The sequence below is a fragment of the Sneathiella limimaris genome, from assembly GCF_012932565.1.
Lineage (GTDB): Bacteria > Pseudomonadota > Alphaproteobacteria > Sneathiellales > Sneathiellaceae > Sneathiella > Sneathiella limimaris.
This window is the reverse complement of record NZ_JABBYJ010000001.1, coordinates 2620648-2636941: the sequence shown is the minus strand read 5'-3', so window position 1 is coordinate 2636941 and position 16294 is coordinate 2620648. Positions and strand designations below refer to the sequence as shown.

At 47.4% G+C, this 16294-nt stretch carries 16 protein-coding genes and 1 pseudogene; 2 read left to right on the top strand and 15 right to left on the bottom strand.

Going from position 1 to position 16294, the window contains the following annotated elements; translation table 11 throughout:
* Positions 1 to 29 precede the first annotated feature (29 nt).
* Positions 30 to 662, top strand: coding sequence for a hypothetical protein (locus tag HH301_RS12810; protein WP_169569287.1), 633 nt, complete (start codon positions 30 to 32; stop codon positions 660 to 662).
* Positions 663 to 697: 35 nt separating this feature from the next.
* Here HH301_RS12810 and HH301_RS12805 read toward each other — a convergent pair whose 3' ends face one another.
* The 9 genes and pseudogenes from HH301_RS12805 to HH301_RS12765 form a co-directional block, all read right to left on the bottom strand.
* Complete coding sequence (locus HH301_RS12805; protein ID WP_169569286.1) at positions 698 to 3880, bottom strand: efflux RND transporter permease subunit; 3183 nt, start codon at positions 3878 to 3880, stop codon at positions 698 to 700.
* Positions 3877 to 4995 (bottom strand): efflux RND transporter periplasmic adaptor subunit, encoded by a 1119-nt coding sequence (locus tag HH301_RS12800; protein WP_169569285.1) that lies wholly within the window; start codon positions 4993 to 4995, stop codon positions 3877 to 3879. The genes HH301_RS12805 and HH301_RS12800 overlap by 4 nt, the downstream gene beginning before the upstream one ends.
* A gap of 35 nt (positions 4996 to 5030) precedes the next feature.
* Positions 5031 to 5567: a PadR family transcriptional regulator gene (locus tag HH301_RS12795; protein ID WP_169569284.1), complete on the bottom strand. Its 537-nt coding sequence runs from the start codon at positions 5565 to 5567 to the stop codon at positions 5031 to 5033.
* 190 nt (positions 5568 to 5757) lie between these two features.
* Positions 5758 to 5937 carry a hypothetical protein gene (locus HH301_RS12790; RefSeq protein ID WP_169569283.1) on the bottom strand — a complete coding sequence of 60 codons (180 nt, stop codon included), beginning with the start codon at positions 5935 to 5937 and terminating at the stop codon, positions 5758 to 5760.
* Between the two features lie 88 nt (positions 5938 to 6025).
* Positions 6026 to 6238: a DUF1289 domain-containing protein gene (locus HH301_RS12785; RefSeq protein ID WP_169569282.1), complete on the bottom strand. Its 213-nt coding sequence runs from the start codon at positions 6236 to 6238 to the stop codon at positions 6026 to 6028.
* Between the two features lie 5 nt (positions 6239 to 6243).
* On the bottom strand, positions 6244 to 6669 hold the full coding sequence (locus HH301_RS12780; protein ID WP_169569281.1) for an iron-sulfur cluster assembly scaffold protein: 426 nt from the start codon (positions 6667 to 6669) through the stop codon (positions 6244 to 6246).
* Between the two features lie 16 nt (positions 6670 to 6685).
* Positions 6686 to 8206: an NTP transferase domain-containing protein gene (locus tag HH301_RS12775; protein ID WP_169569280.1), complete on the bottom strand. Its 1521-nt coding sequence runs from the start codon at positions 8204 to 8206 to the stop codon at positions 6686 to 6688.
* An 85-nt stretch (positions 8207 to 8291) separates the two neighbouring features.
* Positions 8292 to 8630, bottom strand: a complete 339-nt coding sequence (locus HH301_RS12770) for an XdhC family protein (RefSeq protein WP_169569279.1) — start codon at positions 8628 to 8630, stop codon at positions 8292 to 8294.
* A 132-nt stretch (positions 8631 to 8762) separates the two neighbouring features.
* Positions 8763 to 9089, bottom strand: a pseudogene (locus HH301_RS12765) ((2Fe-2S)-binding protein); the annotation flags it as partial.
* A gap of 386 nt (positions 9090 to 9475) precedes the next feature.
* Here HH301_RS12765 and HH301_RS12760 point away from each other — a divergent pair.
* A complete protein-coding gene (locus HH301_RS12760) occupies positions 9476 to 10084 on the top strand; it encodes a Panacea domain-containing protein (RefSeq protein ID WP_169569277.1) in 609 nt (202 codons plus the stop codon).
* 8 nt (positions 10085 to 10092) lie between these two features.
* Here the strand turns inward: HH301_RS12760 and HH301_RS12755 are convergent, their stop codons facing one another.
* The 6 genes from HH301_RS12755 to HH301_RS12730 are packed head-to-tail and all read right to left on the bottom strand — an operon-like array spanning position 10093 to position 16291.
* Positions 10093 to 10962, bottom strand: coding sequence for a ChaN family lipoprotein (locus tag HH301_RS12755; RefSeq protein ID WP_169569276.1), 870 nt, complete (start codon positions 10960 to 10962; stop codon positions 10093 to 10095).
* Between the two features lie 4 nt (positions 10963 to 10966).
* Complete coding sequence (locus tag HH301_RS12750) at positions 10967 to 12658, bottom strand: Na(+)/H(+) antiporter subunit D (protein WP_169569275.1); 1692 nt, start codon at positions 12656 to 12658, stop codon at positions 10967 to 10969.
* Entirely contained in the window at positions 12651 to 12920 is a 270-nt protein-coding gene (locus HH301_RS12745) for a hypothetical protein (RefSeq protein ID WP_169569274.1), read from the bottom strand. Before HH301_RS12745 ends, HH301_RS12750 begins: the two co-directional genes overlap by 8 nt.
* A 10-nt stretch (positions 12921 to 12930) precedes the next feature.
* Positions 12931 to 14436, bottom strand: coding sequence for a proton-conducting transporter transmembrane domain-containing protein (locus tag HH301_RS12740; RefSeq protein ID WP_169569273.1), 1506 nt, complete (start codon positions 14434 to 14436; stop codon positions 12931 to 12933).
* Complete coding sequence (locus tag HH301_RS12735) at positions 14436 to 15935, bottom strand: monovalent cation/H+ antiporter subunit D family protein (RefSeq protein WP_206378293.1); 1500 nt, start codon at positions 15933 to 15935, stop codon at positions 14436 to 14438. The genes HH301_RS12740 and HH301_RS12735 overlap by 1 nt, the downstream gene beginning before the upstream one ends.
* The gene (locus tag HH301_RS12730; RefSeq protein ID WP_169569272.1) at positions 15932 to 16291 is read right to left on the bottom strand and encodes a cation:proton antiporter subunit C; all 360 of its coding nucleotides are present in this window, start codon (positions 16289 to 16291) and stop codon (positions 15932 to 15934) included. The genes HH301_RS12735 and HH301_RS12730 overlap by 4 nt, the downstream gene beginning before the upstream one ends.
* Between the last annotated feature and the right edge of the window lie 3 nt (positions 16292 to 16294).

The window sequence follows — 16294 nt, the reverse complement described above, 5'->3', positions numbered from 1 at the left end:
TTCAGCTGAATCTTAATTGGTGCAAGTTGATGTGGGAATTGGCCGGGACATCCGTATTTTCCGAGCCCAATTTTATCCACTGTGAAGGGGGCGCACCCCTTTATTACCCGGACCTTCAAACCATCACTTGCAGTCAGGCAAATCTGGAAGAGGAAATTGGGCGATTAGCTGACCAAGTTCCATCACGAGATTATTTTGTAAAAGACAGTTTTGCTTGCCTGGATTTCAGATCATACGGTTTTGAAATCCTGTTTGAGGCTTTCTGGATTGGACGAGAGGCTAATCCAGAAAAATCAGAATACTGGCTTCCCTTGGTTCAAGATCCCTTTCAACTAAATGAATGGACAGTAAAATTTCTTGGACGGGAATTGCAGGAAACTGATGCTAACTTATTTCCGCAAGCGTTATTGGATCATTCCGAGATTTCCCTTATCGACAACGGGAATAGAGGCTGTCTAGTGAACTATCAAAAGGGTCTTGGATTTGGTGTTTCAAACTGTTTTGGAGAGGAAATCCAAGTCTACGCGGATCTTGTTTCAAGTCAGTATGGCAATCAGCGCCTGTTTGGTTATGAAGACAGCGATCAGGCCAAGGAACTTATTTCCTTAGGGTTCAAGACCCTTGGACCGCTTACTGTCTGGAGACGTCCGGCAAAGCCTTAAAAAAGGCGACCAAAAGGCCGCCTTTTTTTAAGAGTTTATTCTGCGGGTGCCACAGACCCTTTCACTGTAATTTTTGCTTTCTTCTGCTTTCTCCGTTCGCGTCTTCGGTCACGGAAGGCTGTAACATTGGCCCCAACCATCAACAGGCAGGGTGTTACAATCAGTGTCAGTGCCGTTGCGAAAGTCAGACCAAAGGCAACCGCGGTTGATAGCTGCACCCACCATTGAGAGGAGGGGGCACCTGTCTGGATTTCGCGGGTGATGAAATCGATATTCACCTGCATGGCCATTGGTAGCAAACCAAAGATGGTTGTGACGGTTGTCAGCATTACAGGGCGAAGCCTTTGAGCGCCAGTTCTCAGAATGGCTTCTAGTGCATCCATGCCCTGTTTTCGAAGATGGGCAAAGGTATCAATCAAGACGATATTATTATTCACCACAATACCGGCAAGGGAGATAACCCCAACCCCGGTCATGACAATACCAAAGGGTTGGCCCGTGACGATCAAGCCAACAAAAACCCCGATTGTGGACATGATAACGGCCGTCAGGATCAGGAAGGCGTGATAGAAACTATTGAACTGGGTTACCAGAATAATGGCCATCATGAACAGGGCGACACCAAAAGCTTTGCCAAGGAACGCCTGAGCTTTCTTCTGTTCTTCGTCCTCACCCTTAAAGCGGAAGTTGACCGCAGGATCAATTCCGGCTTCATTCACAAGCCAGCTTTCAATCTCCTTCACCTTGCTATCCACCAGGATGCCCGGTTTCACATTCGCTTTGATTGTCAGGACCCGGCGGCTATCAACCCGCTTGATGGTGCCCACTTTCTGCTGTGGTGTTCGGGTAGCGAAGTTAGATAGGGGCACCATTCCCATTTCCGTGCTGACCCGAAGGTTGTCGATCTGGTCCAGGCTCCGATAGCTTTCCGGATAGCGAACGCGAATTTCCACCTCATCGTCCACTTCGGATGGACGATATTCGTGAGCTTTGATGCCGTTGGTCACCAGCTGAATGGTTTTACCGACCGTGGTTACATCAGCGCCGTATTTACCGGCCTGAGTTCGGTCAACTTCCACTTCCCAATCAATACCCGGTATTGGTCGGCTATCCTCAAGATCGATGAGGTCGTCCACGTTATCTTCAAGATATTTACGGATTTTGGCTACTTCCGGCGTTAGCTTTTCAGGAAAACGCGATGACAGTTCAATTTGAATGTCCTTGCCAGTTGGCGGACCTGTATCGGGCTCCCGCGTTTCGACGGAAATACCGGCGATATGTTTTGTGCGGGCACGGATATCATCAAACACAACATCAGCCGGCCGTCTCTCAAACCAGTCCTTAAACTCGGTTTGGATCACGCCGATGACATCTTCAGAGATATCCTGTCCATCACTGCCGCCACCGGTTTTGGCGTAGACAGACGAGAAATCATCCAGCTTTAGAACTTCTCTCTCAACAGAGCGCACAAGCTGGTCTTTTTCCAACGTGGACATATTTCCTCGGGCATGCACATAGACGAGCGCCATTTCCGGCTCTACATCCGGGAAGAACTCCACGCCATTACCATGGGTCGCGTAATACATTTGCACACCAACCAGGGCAGCTACGGCGACCATGACAATCTTAAACGGATGACGTAGGCAAAAGGCGAGGGAGCGGACATATAAACCGGTTCCGCCGCCAATCGTCCGGATGTCACCTGATTCAGCTGCGGCCAATGCGCCCAGTGTTTTGGAGTTAACACTCCCTGCTTTTCCAAAAACAGAGCCGAGGGTTGGCACAAAGATCAGAGCCATCAGAAGTGATCCGGTCAAAGTCGTGATCAGCGTGATGGGGAGGAACTTCATAAATTCGCCCACAACGCCTGGCCAGAACAGAAGCGGCATAAACACAGCCAATGTTGTTGCAGTTGACGCGATAATCGGCCAAGCCATACGTTTGGCGGCCAGGCTATAGGCTTCCACTTTGTCGTAGCCTTCTGCCATTTTCCGGTCAGCAAATTCGGTAACCACGATCGCGCCATCCACAAGCATACCAACCGCAAGGATCAAGCCAAAGAGAACAACAATATTAATGGTGAAGCCAAAGAGGTACAGGTACAAAATCCCGATCAGAAAAGAGCCTGGGATAGACAGACCTACAAGACCAGCGGTTCGCATTCCAAGCGCGCTAATGACAACAATCATCACCAGAATAATCGCACTGATGATATTATTCTGCAGATCATTGAGCATAATCCGAATGTCTTTGGATTTGTCCTGACTGAAGGTCACTTCAAGTCCTTCGGGCCAGACCTGCTGTTCCTCAGCGACCATGGATTTAACATCCTCGATGGTATCGATGATGTTTTCGCCAAGCCGCTTTTTGATTTCCAGGACAACTGCGGGCTTACCGTTCAAGCGCGCATAACTCTCCGCATCCTTAAATGTCCGGCGAATATCGGTTACATCACCCAATGTGACAACAGCATCGCCATTGACTTTTAGGGGAATGGAAAAGACATCTTTTGCAGTCTCAAAAAGACCCGGAACCTTGATGGAGAAACGGCCTTTGCCTGTATCCATGGAACCGGCAGCCACCAGTTTGTTATTCAACTGGACCGCGTTGATAAGTTCTGTGTTGGAGATCCGATAGCTTTCCAGTTTCACTGGATCGATAATAACCTCCAGAACTTCTTCCCGGTCGCCGCCGATATCTGCTGAGAGAACACCAGGTAATCCTTCCAGATCATCCTGGAGATCTTTGGCAATTCGGATGAGGGACCGCATGGGAATATCACCGGATAGGGTGACAACAAGGACCGGGAACAGGCCAACATTGACCTCGTGAACGCTAGGATCGTCTGTTTCGTCCGGAAGTTCCAGTTTGGCAATATCAACTTTTTCCCGAACATCATCCAAGGCACTATCGGAGTCAAAACCTGCTTCAAACTCCATAAGGACAGAGGCATGCCCTTCGCCCGCCGTGGAACGCATCTCCTTGATGCCTTCAATTCCCCTAAGTTCAATTTCCATAGGGCGGACCAATAGACGCTCAGCGTCCTCAGGCGAAATACCTTCATGGGTCATGGAGACATAGATGATCGGAATATTGACGTCGGGATCAGCCTCTTTAGCAATATCCACATACGCCGTGAAACCCGCGACCAGGATCAGAACTAATGCACTGATGACTGTTCTGGAGCGGTGAATAGCGGCATCAATGATCGCATTCATTTCTCAACTCCAGCAGTGGATGTCTGTGGGATCACTTTTTCCCCATCCTTCACGAATTCCTGACCCACCTTAATCAGTCTCAACTGATCAGGAAGCCCTGTTACCCATGCACCGCTAGCTGTATCCGCAAGTACATTCACAGGATGGAAATGAACAATGTCCTGATCATCTACGGAACGGACACCAAGCACACCTTCGTCATTCAAAGTTAGGATAGCTGGGGTGATAAAGTGGGCCATGACTTTATCAGTCTCAAAGACAGTTTCTGCCGTGACACCGGAACGAATGCTAAGATTTGGATTGTCTACAAGCAGTTCAACCCGAAAGGTACGAGTTGCTGCGTCAGCAGTCTTACCAATGAAGCGCACTTGTCCATTAACGATTTCACCAGTAATCAGTTTGGCAGTACCGTTGTCACCCACATGGATTTTGTTGACATCAAGCTCAGATACCTGACCGACAATCAGAACAGGGTTTTCGTCAACGATGGTCGCAACCAAATTGCCATCTTTAATATAATCGCCAATTTCTGCGTGGCGTTCTTCGATGATCCCGTCGAACGGAGCCCGGATTTTCAAATCTTCCAATGAAATGCGGACGCTTTCTGCCTGGGCAAGCGCGCTATCCAGCAGTGCTTTGGTTCCAGCGAGAGTTGTTTTCGCGCTAAACCCCTTTTTATTCAGGGACTTGGCTGCATCATATTCGATCTGCCGTTGACGGACGAGGGCCTCTGCTTCTGCAAGCTGAGCCATCCGATCTTTTAAGGCAAATTTGACAAGCAAATCACCTTCTTTAACTCGCTGACCGCGTTCCACCATAATTTCGGTAACCCGTCCTGGGGTCTCAGCTTTCAGCTCAACAATCCGAATGGCTTCAGTGACGCCGCGAACAACAACCGGCTCGGAACGAGATTGGGCTGAAGACATCTGGACCTCAACCTGGATTGGATCGTGTTTCTTGCTCTGCAGTGCTTTGGCAATGTCCTGCTGATCGGAAGCTGTTGCTTCCACCATGGGTTCAGAGGCTTCTGTCTTAGGTTCCTCAAATTGACCTGACAGAATCCAGCCAACTGCCGCGATGGCAATGACGATTGCAATAATGACTGAACGGTTCACCTTAATGTACCTCTTCCCTAAATAATCCCCTCATCCTATTCCGCTGCTGTGTCAACTTGCTGAGCTTCAGCTTCAATAAGATGCCTGTTTTCTTTCAAGTAGTTTATGGCGGCGGAGCGAACAGCAACGCCAAACCCACATAAGAACTGTTCCGCTGGCGATCCCTTGAGATCGCACCCAGTTGAAAGTGCATTTATATTTTCTTCGTAATACTGAATATACTCATCCAGCATGCGGGTGATCTGATCCCGCGATAGAAAATGCGTGAATATCATTGTTGCCAGTGTGTCGGACCGGAACTTGTCTGGTAACGGATCCTTTTGCAGTTCCTTGATAAACGCTGCTTTGCCGGCTTCAGTGATTGAATAAACTTTTTTATCTGGACGTTTGGTTTGTGTTTCCGCACGGCAAGAGACCAGTTTTTCTTCGGTCAGCTTGTTTAGAGCAGGGTAAATGGACCCGAAACTGGCGTCATATAGAAGGTTCAGGCGATCCTGAAAGGCCTTCTTGATTTCATATCCTGTCGCATCCCCCAGTGTGAGAATGCCAAGACAGAGGTTTCGTACATCCATAGTCAATTACCATTATGCCGTTGGAAAAATGCGCCCAACATCAAGACATATATTGCTTCGATATATATCAGGCTGGCATAATAGGGATGGAATACGAAAAGTATGTGATTAAAATCACGCAATAGGAGAGATCAGCCGCAAAATGTGGTGCAGCGCACAAAAACAACGAAAAATTGTAGCTGTTACCGCCTTAGATATGCCGTTTATGGCTAAAAGCGGTCAAATCCACGCTTGGACATTCAGCATGCATTAGAATCGGCTCTATTGACTTCTGTTCCCAGGCAATGGTCTGCGGAACGGTATTTGCCATGACCAGATAGGTCAGACTAAGAAATGAGAAGGTGAGTGCTGCCAAAAGCTTGAGGTACATGATCTATCTCCCCAATAGAACGGATAATTGCAGCTTTACAACGAACTTGGCAACTTTAATGGCAGAATTGGGGCATGTTTAAGGCATCTTATTTGCCGGTTGCTTCCCTGCGACGTGTTCTTAATTCCTTGATGACCCGGAGTTTTTCATCATTGTCCAGATGGATCCATCCCCCGATTTCTAAACGGGTCCGAAAGCACCCGATGCAATATTCATTTTTAAGATCCATGGTACACACCCCAGTACATGGAGAGGGGATGGTCAGGTTCTTGGGCGCAGCTTTTATCACTTTTCGGTGCATTCTTTTTAGTTGTCCTTGTCCGATAATAATTTCTTCAAAGCTCTGAATGGCAATAGAACACAAATATGACGACTTTTATGATCCTTTACGGGCGTGAAAAATTCAAGTTTTTCCCAAGGCGGATTTTCAGTCTCTGTAGTACCATTGAGAATATGCTGAACCTTCTCTATGGCTTGATCAAGACTTTCCGCATCCATGCCAATGGCCTGTTCTGCGAGTAATGAGGCAGATGCCTGACATAAAAGACAAGCTCTGTTTTCTTGTGCGAACTCAACAATTTTACCATTTTCGAGACGGACCTGAATGGTAATCCTGTCACCACAAGTTGGATTATCCAGGGTTTCTTCCCGATCAGGGTGATCCAGCTTTCCTGATCCTGTGGCATTGGCAGCAAGACGCATCAGGTTTTTCTGGTACAATTCTTCAATCACAACAACATTACCTAACTTAGTTTATCTGATCGGTGTAAGTCGCCAGAGTTTCGGGGGTATCTATATCCGTGAAGATGGTTTGCGTGTCAATTTCCACTTGCTCCACTGAATGTTCATGGGCAGAAATAATAGCCTTTGCACCTAAGTCACCCGTGATCGACTGTATTTCATCCCAATACTGACTGGAGAGAAGTACTGGGTTTCCCCTTTTTCCGTTGAAAGTTGGGATGACAATCGATTTACCCTTGTCTGGATCAAAGGCGGCAATCAGTTTATTGAGGATTTCAGGCGTCACAAAGGGCATATCCCCGAGACAGACAATAATGCCATCCACCTTTGGTGATAAGGTCTCAAAGCCTACTTTTAAAGTTGTTGATAACCCATTGGAATAGTTGGGGTTATGACAAGTATTGATTCCAAGGTCCCAGACTGTTTTTATAACTTCGTCAGCTTCATGCCCGGTTACCATCAGGATTGGGGATAATCCGGAAACTTTCAGAGTTTCCGCCACATGGCGAACCATTGGTTTGCCATCAATTACGGCCAACAGTTTATTGTCTTTGCCCATCCGTCGTGATTGACCTGCCGCCAGAAGAAGAGCACCAATTTTGTAGGATTTTTGCTTCTCCGCTCTGGGTTTACGGGAACGCGGTTGGGGCCTACTTGCAATTTCTTTGAGTAAGCCGCCTTCGCCAAGTTCGGTGATATCGTCAGCGGTCACAGGTATATCTGCCAATATTCTTTCCAACACCCAGTCAAAGCCGTTAAATTTAGGGGACCGAGTGCAGCCTGGCAGGCCTATCACAATACTGGAACCCAGCTTTCCAAGGAGAAGTAGATTGCCAGGGTCAACCGGCATGCCAAAGTGATCAATTTGGCCCCCTGCCTCTTTCACGGCAGCCGGGACGACATCGCGAATGTCCGTAATGGCAGACGCCCCAAAAATCAAAATCAGATCTGCACCGCCTTCGGCAACCGAACGGATAAGCGGAGCAAGCTTGGCTTCATGATGCTCCACCTCGTGTCGGCTTAGGATCTGGTTCTGACAGGCTTTCAGGCGATCTTCCAGGACCTGCTCTGATTTTTGAATGAGTTTATCACTGGTTTGCGGCAGGCGTGTTGAGATAACAGCGATTTTTTTCTGCTGAAATGGCACGATCGAAATTAAATGTTGGTCAGCTTTCCCTGTTTTTAGGAGGGCCTGCTCTATAAAATCGGCCGAAGTGGAAAAAGGAATAATTTTGACCGTTCCAACCATTTGACCTTTGGTAACCTTCTCAAAATTTTTGAGGGTTGCCAGTGTAATAGACGGATCAATTCGATTGATTTCCTTCAAAAGGGACCTGTTGAGGCAAACAACACCGTCACTATCTGCGATTAAGTTGGACCTGCCTGTGAAAGGCGCTTCAGCATTTACATATGGCCCTTTAAAGGATCGAGCCAACGTATCGGCGGCTTCATCTTCTGGGATGTCTGTTTTTTCCAACCGGGCTGCCAAGATTTCAGTGACATTTTGGTCTTTCAGTGCGGAAAGCATGTCGCTGGTCAGAAAAGTACCTTTTTTGATCAGGCCAAGAGGGCCAGCATCAACGGCATGGGCGAGAATGGCTCCATGTTCCGCCTCAGGTCATGCTTTCCACGAAAATCCGGATCCGCCCGCCGCAGGCAAGGCCAACCTCCCAGGCTTCATCATCGGTTACCCCAAACTCAAGCGTTTTAAATCCACCGGATTGCATCAACTCAATCGCTTCTTGCACCACAGCGCCCTCAACACAGCCCCCACTGACGGAGCCTACCATGTTACCTTTTTCATCAATAGCAAGTTGGCTTCCCATGGGGCGAGGGGCAGAGCCCCATGTTTGGATAACAGTTGCGAGGGCTACTTTTCGGCCACTGTTCTGCCACTCCAGAGCGTGCGCAATGACGTCATCTTTAGCTGCAATATCAAGGTCTGTTGTCATGCGGCAAAACTAGAGCCGAGCATACAAGATCGTTATTTCGACCACAATAAGGGTACTGTTCACTTGTACAGGAATTCATAAAAAAGGAAGGGGAAGATATTTGACTTCCCCTTCCATAGCAGGGTGTGGCCCACTCATTATCATGCCAGGTGTACAAAAACCGCACTGTAGACCATGATTTTCTTTAAAGGCTGTTTGCATGGGATGAAGATCATCGCCATTTGCAAGTCCTTCAATTGTCGTAACATCCGCGCCATCTGCCTGAACGGCCAGCATGGTGCAGGATTTTACACTGTCGCCATTCACATGAATGGTGCAGGCGCCGCATTGGCTTGTATCACAGCCAACATGAGTACCTGTTAGTCGTAAGTGTTCACGGAGAAACTGAACAAGCAGCGTGTTTGGTTCAACATCTGCTGTCACTTTATTCCCGTTAACCGTCATTGAAACGGATGTCATTGATTATCCTCCCTAGTCAGACATACCAGTCTTGGTTGACTGGATTTATTACGCATACTCTCAACGATATCGAAAATGCGAATTTCGTTATTTACAGTTTTGACTTGTTTGACCATCTGGTCAAGTCAAAGAAATATGAATTTTAAGGCTCTGGATACCTCAATCATTTGTGTTCTTTATTAACCTAAATCTAGCGGAAGATACGTCATCGCTGCAAGCGTTATAGATATTGAATTTGGAAGTGACTGAATTGGACAACATGAAACCCAAAAACCGTAGGTTCAAAAATTGCAATATCTGGATGCAAACTGGGAAGAGGGTTGGTTAATGCCTGATTAACCATTACTGTTTATTTTAAGCTGTATCTATTTGATTAGGGGGACAGTATGCGTCCGGCAATTCGATCAACTTTTGACGTGGTTTCCTGGCTACAGAGCCAGGCGGAGCAGACAGAGATAGACCTTTCACCGTCTGTGTTGATGAAGCTCCTTTACCTGTCCCAGGCTGTCTTTGCGGCTGAAAATAAAAAGGCCAAGTTGATACCTGCGACATTTCTTGCGACTGACGTAGGGCCTATTGAACCTGATCTTTTTATTGCCCTTGAACAAGGTATAGCTGTTGATGGTGCGGTTGATCCGTCACCCGCTGTTGAGGAAGTCCTCGGTGGAGTATGGGAAAGCTATTCCGGAATGACCGATGAAATGCTCAGTGATATTCTGAACAATGATGTGGCTATTAAGACCGCCCGCCAGAAAGGCCGGAATTCAGAAATTCTGATTGAGGATATGGTCTCTGCCTATCCTGGAGGGTTGAAAGCACTTCTAGGGATGTCTCAGGTGAGTACATTTCCGGATGGATCGCCTTACAATGTGGATCATTCAAATCTGGAAGCAGCGCCGCCTGCCTCTCAGGAAGTTCGCTTCACCGCAGATGGTCGTTCAGTAACGCGTTGGGTTCCAAAGAAGCGGATGCGGTCTAAAGATCTCAAGAAATAAGAGAAAGTTCAGTTTTTCTTGTGTGAAGAGAACCGCTTCTTCAACCCTTTACAGTAGTCTTCATGGGTTTTTCCAATGCCCTCTGTAATCCAGATAGCATTGTATGTTGTAAACAGCTCCCATTCAGCAGGCTCAGCTTCTTCTTCAATAAGGCCAAGCACAAAGATGTTGTCTTCTCCTTTTTTCTGGAGATGCAGAGGAACGCCCCGGTCCATCCGAGTATGACCATTTCCTGCGATTAGAAAAGCCTGAGCGCCATCTTTTTTCTGGCGGAGTTGTGTGGCCATCAGATCATCTTTGATGACTTGTAGATTACTCATGGGGCGGACCATATTCTCTGGTAGCATTTTGCAATGGGAATACCTGATTTCCTGATCCAGTTCCGCCATTTGTTCATCGCTGAGAACCTTAGGGCGCGCGATTTTCAGCATGCCTTGTTTCATCAGCTTTTGGCGGGGGAAACTTCCATATAGGATTTGTGCACCGGCGTCCTTGCTGACTTTAAAAAGGGGGCCATAATATTCCCAACCTGGCCAGCCGCCTTCGCTCCAGTTTAATTCAGTGGCTAGATCTTCATACGCAATTTTGTTTGCCAAAAATTGATCAATCACTGGCTGCTGGAGTTCGTTGATCATTTCAAAAACGACCAGATCTCCTGGCTTCAGAAATGTTTGTAGAAGTTCAGCCTGGATTTTATGATGTGCAGGATTATCGTGCTTTTCACCAATCATGACATACTCAGCCGAGCTGATATTTTTTGCCAACTGAGTACTGTTGACAGTATCAAACACACTTGCACTCGGATAAGGATCAGGTGCCGTGCACCCGACTAGAAGAGATCCCATCAGTACGATTAAAGAGAGCGCTATTTTGGTCATAGTCTCAGTTATAGAAAACAATTGTGAAAACACTGAGGATCAACAGAATTAAAAAGACAGCAGTGCTGGATGCCATTGTCCGTGACATGGCACCGCCAAGCCCATGTGTTTGTGTCGCTCTTTCAATAATGTATCGAATAACGGATTGCAGCCAGGAAAGTAATCCAGACCAAACCTGGCCAATCCAACTTCCAACCGCAAGACAAATACGTTTGAGTAATCTGCGATAGACCCAGTCGAAATCCAGATTGATCCCCTCTGTTACCTTTGGATAAACACCAAAGCGGATAGCCGCTGCAAAGCCAAGAGCCGTAAAGGCAATGAGTTGCAGCTGGGTAACAACATGGCTGGCCGTATAAACGTGATAATCCATTTCATACGGCAGAAGCGAAAAGAAGCTGGACGGCGCAATCCCAATAGCGATTGCTGAGGCCGCGAGGATCGCCATCGCAATCAGCATATGCTTGGGCGCTTCTTTGAGTTCTGTTCCATTATCTTTGCCAAAGAAACCGAGTGCTGGAATTTTTAGGCCCACATTGTCGATCACAGCTACAGCACCGAATAACATCACCAGCCACAGGATTACCATTTTTTCATCCAGCGCAGCGGAAAGGATCAGGCTTTTAGTTGCGAAGGCCCCTGTGAGTGGAAAAGCAATGATGGTGAGTGATCCAATAATGACAAAAAATGTGGTCACCGGCATGGATTTATATACAGCACCGAGTTCTGTTATTTTTGCAGTACCAGCGCGATAGAGAACGGCACCTGTCGCCATGAAGATCAGGCAGGTATAGAGGATACTGATCACCGCGTGGGCAGCAACGCCATTAAGTGCCAACTCACTGCCAATCCCAATGGCGATAACCATAAAGCCCTGTTGACTGTTTAGTGAATAGGCCATGGTCCGGCGAAGATCATTTTCAAGCGTGGCGTGGATGATTGGGAAAATCACCATGATTGCCCCGATCCAGAGAAGAAGGTCTTCTCCTGCAAAGGCACGGGCCAGAGCATATATTGCCAGTTTAGTTGTGAAGGCAGAAAGGATAACAGTTCCGCTAACCGTTGCTTCCGGATAGGCGTCCTGCACCCAGTTATGCAGAAGCGGGAAGGCAGCCTTAATCCCGAATGCGATCAGGAACAACCAGGCAGCTAAATTGTCCAACTGCATGGCAGTAAAGGCAACTGAACCTGACTGATTTACATAGAGGATGATCCCGCCCAACAGAATTACACCGCTGGTCACTTGAATGATTAGGTAGCGGATACCGGCGCGATAAGAGCGTTCTGTTCTGCTTGCGAAAATCAGGAAGACAGACGAAATGGCAGTCAATTCCCAATAGGAAAACAGGCTAATTAAATCACCTGAGAAAACTGCGGCAATTGAGGCACCCGCATAGATGAGGGTAGCAACCTGTTGAATTGTATCTCTGACATGCAGTGCATAAAGAAGACCTGCGAATGCTGCTAGTAGAAAGATCAGCCCAAACACCCGCGAAAAAGCATCGATTTTAGTTAATGTGAGCGTCATGCCCATCATCTCAACCTCGCCCCAGCTTCCAAGTCCCAGAGACATCAGTTGGGCAAAGGCAAGAATAGGTAATCCCAATAGCAAGCCACTTCGAATAAAGCTGCTGGTAAAAGGAACGATCAGGGCACCAAGGATCAGGATCAGGCCAGGGTTCAAGCCATCAATCATAATAGTCCTCCTTGGCAGCGACCAATTTCTGAACAGCTTTCGCAACTGCAATCAGGGTCAAAAATGCAATCAGGCCATAAAGACCATAAAAAGCAGGAATCTTTTCGATCTCCGTGTAGGGGTGCATTTCATAGACGATATGAAAAAGCGATAAGAGATCAGGAAGGGCAACCAGAATTGCAACGACGACCAGTCCCCAATAAAGGCGATTTTTCATGTTTGGTTTTTCGAGCCAGCTTTGGTTTGAATTTTCTGATGACATACCGAACCCTCTAATTCCCGATTGCTGGAAGCAACAGCTGGTAAATGGGATCAACTGCGAAGAAAAGAATAATACAGCCGATTGCCGTCAGGACAGGTGGCAATACACAAAGCACAGGAGCTTCTTTTAGTGCGCTCCAGTCAATGAAGCTCTTTTCAGACCCGACAGGTTTTACTTCATCCGACTTACCGAGCGGGGCAAAGAAGAAGCCTCTAATAACAATCGGCATCAGATAGCCAATATTTAGAAGTGAACTGACTAGAAGAACAATCAGCACAAAGAGCTGATCTGCCTCTACGGCACCAAACATAATGTAAAATTTTGCCCAGCTTCCACCAAGCGGAGGAATCCCGATGATGCTGAGAGCGCCGATCAGAAACGCGCCAAATGTAAATGGCATTAGCCGGCCCAAACCCCGCATATCTGAAATTTCAGTTTTCTTCGTCGCAGTGTAAATCGCACCTGCACAGAAGAAGAGGGTGATCTTACCAAAGGCATGCATCACGATTTGAAGCGCGCCGCCAGCGATCGCTAGTGGCGTTACAAGTGAAGCGGCAAGAACGATATAAGCCAACTGACTAATCGTGGAATAGGCAAGTCGGGCTTTCAGGTTGTCTTTGGTCATTGCTACGACTGAGGCAGCTATCAGTGTGAAGGAAGCCACCCATGTCAGCCATTCAGAAGCACCGGTTTGTGCGAGAAAATCAATTCCGAAAATATAGACAACGACTTTGAGAACTGAAAAGACGCCTGCTTTCACAACAGCAACCGCGTGCAAAAGGGCACTAACTGGTGTGGGGGCAACCATGGCAGACGGTAACCAGCGATGGATTGGCATCAAGGCAGCTTTACCAATACCATACATGAACAGGAACAGCATAATACCGGTCACCGTGGCACTGACACTTCCGGCCAAAATACCGCCTTCAGTAAATGAAGTGGTGCCTGTTATTGTCCACACCCAAATAATGGCTGGCAAGAAAAGCCCGATTGAAGTTCCCAGCAGGATACCGAGATAAATCCGGCCCCCTTTAAGGGCAGCATCATTTCCTTTGTGGGTCACCAATGGATAAGTGGATAAGCTGAGTACCTCATAAAAGATAAAGAGGGTCAGCAGATTTTCCGCAAATGCAATACCCATAGCGGCGGAAATGGCAATGGTGAAGCAAATGTAGAAACGGGTTTGTTTATTTTCCTTATTCCCACGCATATAGCCAATGGAATAAAGGGAATTGATTATCCACAGGGATGAGGCCACACAGGCAAAAATCATCCCAAGAGGTTCAACTTTCAGAGCAATATCCAGACCCGGAAGTGTTGAAATCAATGAAGCTTCTGGATAGATGCCACCAAGTGCAGCCTGCAAAATGACCATGACATTCAGGAATAAAAGTCCTGCGGTTGTCAGGGTTGCTGTCTCACGCAAGTTTGGCATACTGCCAAGGGCCGCGACAAAGACACCGCCGATCAACGGGATGAATAGAGACAGGATCAGGTGTGTTTCAAGGGTAAACATTAGTTCGCTCCTCCCATAAGGAAGGCAGCTGCTGCCTCGGCAAATCCAACATTCATGGAAGTTTCAATACCAAAATAGAACATGGCGGCGATAAAGAGCCAGCTGGGGATTAGCAGGCTCATAGGGGCTTCGCCTTTTGGCGCATTATCAGGGGATGGTTTAAAGTAAGCTACCTCCACAACGCGCCATACATAAATCACGGCAAACAAAGAGGAGATGAGCATCGTGATAGCAAGGCCATAACCCAGCATATCGCCTCGTTCCAGAACAGCCTGAACCAGATACCATTTGCTTATAAATCCTGGTGTTAAAGGTACGCCGATCAGAGCAAGTCCCCCAAGGACAAATCCAAAGGTGGTCAACGGCATTCGTTGTCCGATGCCGGCAAGATCCTTCAGATAAGTACTGCCGGTAACAAAGAACATGGCGCCGACGGAGAGGAATAGACCTGTCTTGACAATCGCGTGGTTGAAGATGTGCAGAATACCAGCGGTCAGGCCCGTTTCTGAAGCCAGTGCAATGCCTAACGTCATGTATCCGAGCTGAGCCACACTTGAAAATGCGAGAAGCCGCTTGAGGTTATCCTGGAAAATGGCGACGACTGACATGCTGAGGTACGCCAAAACAGCAAACGGAATTAGGAGCTGTGTCAGGGGCAGGTCACCAAATGCAAAGTCCCAACCGAACATGGTGAAGATAAACCGGATCAGCAGATAGACAGAAACTTTGGTGGCTGTTCCAGCAAAGAATGCAGTAATGATCGTCGGCGCATAAGAGTATGCGTTCGGAAGCCAACTATGGAATGGAAACATGGCTAGCTTAATGGCAATTCCGACGACCAGGAAGCCAACAGCAGCCCTAATGGGACGGGTGTCTTCAATGCTATCGAACTGGCTCGCAATATCCGCGATATTTAGCGTTCCCGTCATCAGATACAGCAGACCAACACCGATCAGGATAAAGGTCGCACCAATTGTTCCCAAGATCAGGTATTGAAATGCCGCGGTAAGGGCACGTTTATCGTTCTTTTCTCCCATGGAAATAAGCACGTAGGAGGAAAGGGAAGTGATCTCGAGGAAAACGAAAATATTAAATGCATCGCCTGTTGCGGTGATGCCCATCATTCCCGCTAACGACAAAAGATATGCTGAGAAAAACAGACCATGTCGGCTTGGTGCAACTTCTTTGCAAATGCTTTCCCGGGCATAAATGAGCACGCCTGTGCTAATTCCACTGATGATGAGCAGGACAAAAGCACTCAATGGGTCAATGACATATTCAATACCCCAAGGTGCCGCCCATCCGCCGAGCTCATATGAAATCGGTCCGGATTGATTGACCAGAAAAAGAAGATCGATGCTGATCCAAAAAGACAGTGCGCTTAAGATAGTTGTAAACGCCCAAGGAACGACACCGCCACGTAATAACGCACAAAGGGGAGACCCCAGGAGCGGCAGTATAATGGCAAGAATTGGGGCCTGAGAGATAATGGAACTCATTTACTGTCTTCCTCCTGGCGGAGAATCTCTTCTTCATCAATAGTGCCAAAAGATTCTTTGATCCGAACAACCAGTGAAAGGCCCAGTGCTGTTGTGGCAACGCCCACAACAATAGCGGTGAGGATCAAGACGTGAGGCAGTGGGTTGGAATAAACCGCATTGGGATCATCCACAAAAATCGGAGCAGTACCTCCTTCGATTTTACCCATAGTGATGTAAAACAGAAATACGGCAATCTGGAACAAGCTGAGGCCGATCATTTTCTTGATCAGGTTTGTCCGGCTCATAATTGTGTAAAGACCGATGACAAACAAGATGACAAAGATCCAGTAATTATAGTGATCGAAGAATGACATGAT

What these genes read in the sequence shown, in the direction of transcription:
- HH301_RS12810 (WP_169569287.1), top strand. Translation starts at nt 30, where the DNA reads ATGTGGGAATTGGCCGGGACATCCGTATTTTCCGAGCCCAATTTTATC.
- HH301_RS12805 (WP_169569286.1), bottom strand. Translation starts at nt 3,880, where the DNA reads ATGAATGCGATCATTGATGCCGCTATTCACCGCTCCAGAACAGTCATC.
- HH301_RS12795 (WP_169569284.1), bottom strand. Translation starts at nt 5,567, where the DNA reads ATGGATGTACGAAACCTCTGTCTTGGCATTCTCACACTGGGGGATGCG.
- HH301_RS12790 (WP_169569283.1), bottom strand. Translation starts at nt 5,937, where the DNA reads ATGTACCTCAAGCTTTTGGCAGCACTCACCTTCTCATTTCTTAGTCTG.
- HH301_RS12785 (WP_169569282.1), bottom strand. Translation starts at nt 6,238, where the DNA reads ATGCACCGAAAAGTGATAAAAGCTGCGCCCAAGAACCTGACCATCCCC.
- HH301_RS12775 (WP_169569280.1), bottom strand. Translation starts at nt 8,206, where the DNA reads ATGCTTTCCGCACTGAAAGACCAAAATGTCACTGAAATCTTGGCAGCC.
- HH301_RS12770 (WP_169569279.1), bottom strand. Translation starts at nt 8,630, where the DNA reads ATGACAACAGACCTTGATATTGCAGCTAAAGATGACGTCATTGCGCAC.
- HH301_RS12760 (WP_169569277.1), top strand. Translation starts at nt 9,476, where the DNA reads ATGCGTCCGGCAATTCGATCAACTTTTGACGTGGTTTCCTGGCTACAG.
- HH301_RS12755 (WP_169569276.1), bottom strand. Translation starts at nt 10,962, where the DNA reads ATGACCAAAATAGCGCTCTCTTTAATCGTACTGATGGGATCTCTTCTA.
- HH301_RS12750 (WP_169569275.1), bottom strand. Translation starts at nt 12,658, where the DNA reads ATGATTGATGGCTTGAACCCTGGCCTGATCCTGATCCTTGGTGCCCTG.
- HH301_RS12745 (WP_169569274.1), bottom strand. Translation starts at nt 12,920, where the DNA reads ATGTCATCAGAAAATTCAAACCAAAGCTGGCTCGAAAAACCAAACATG.
- HH301_RS12740 (WP_169569273.1), bottom strand. Translation starts at nt 14,436, where the DNA reads ATGTTTACCCTTGAAACACACCTGATCCTGTCTCTATTCATCCCGTTG.
- HH301_RS12735 (WP_206378293.1), bottom strand. Translation starts at nt 15,935, where the DNA reads ATGAGTTCCATTATCTCTCAGGCCCCAATTCTTGCCATTATACTGCCG.
- HH301_RS12730 (WP_169569272.1), bottom strand. Translation starts at nt 16,291, where the DNA reads ATGTCATTCTTCGATCACTATAATTACTGGATCTTTGTCATCTTGTTT.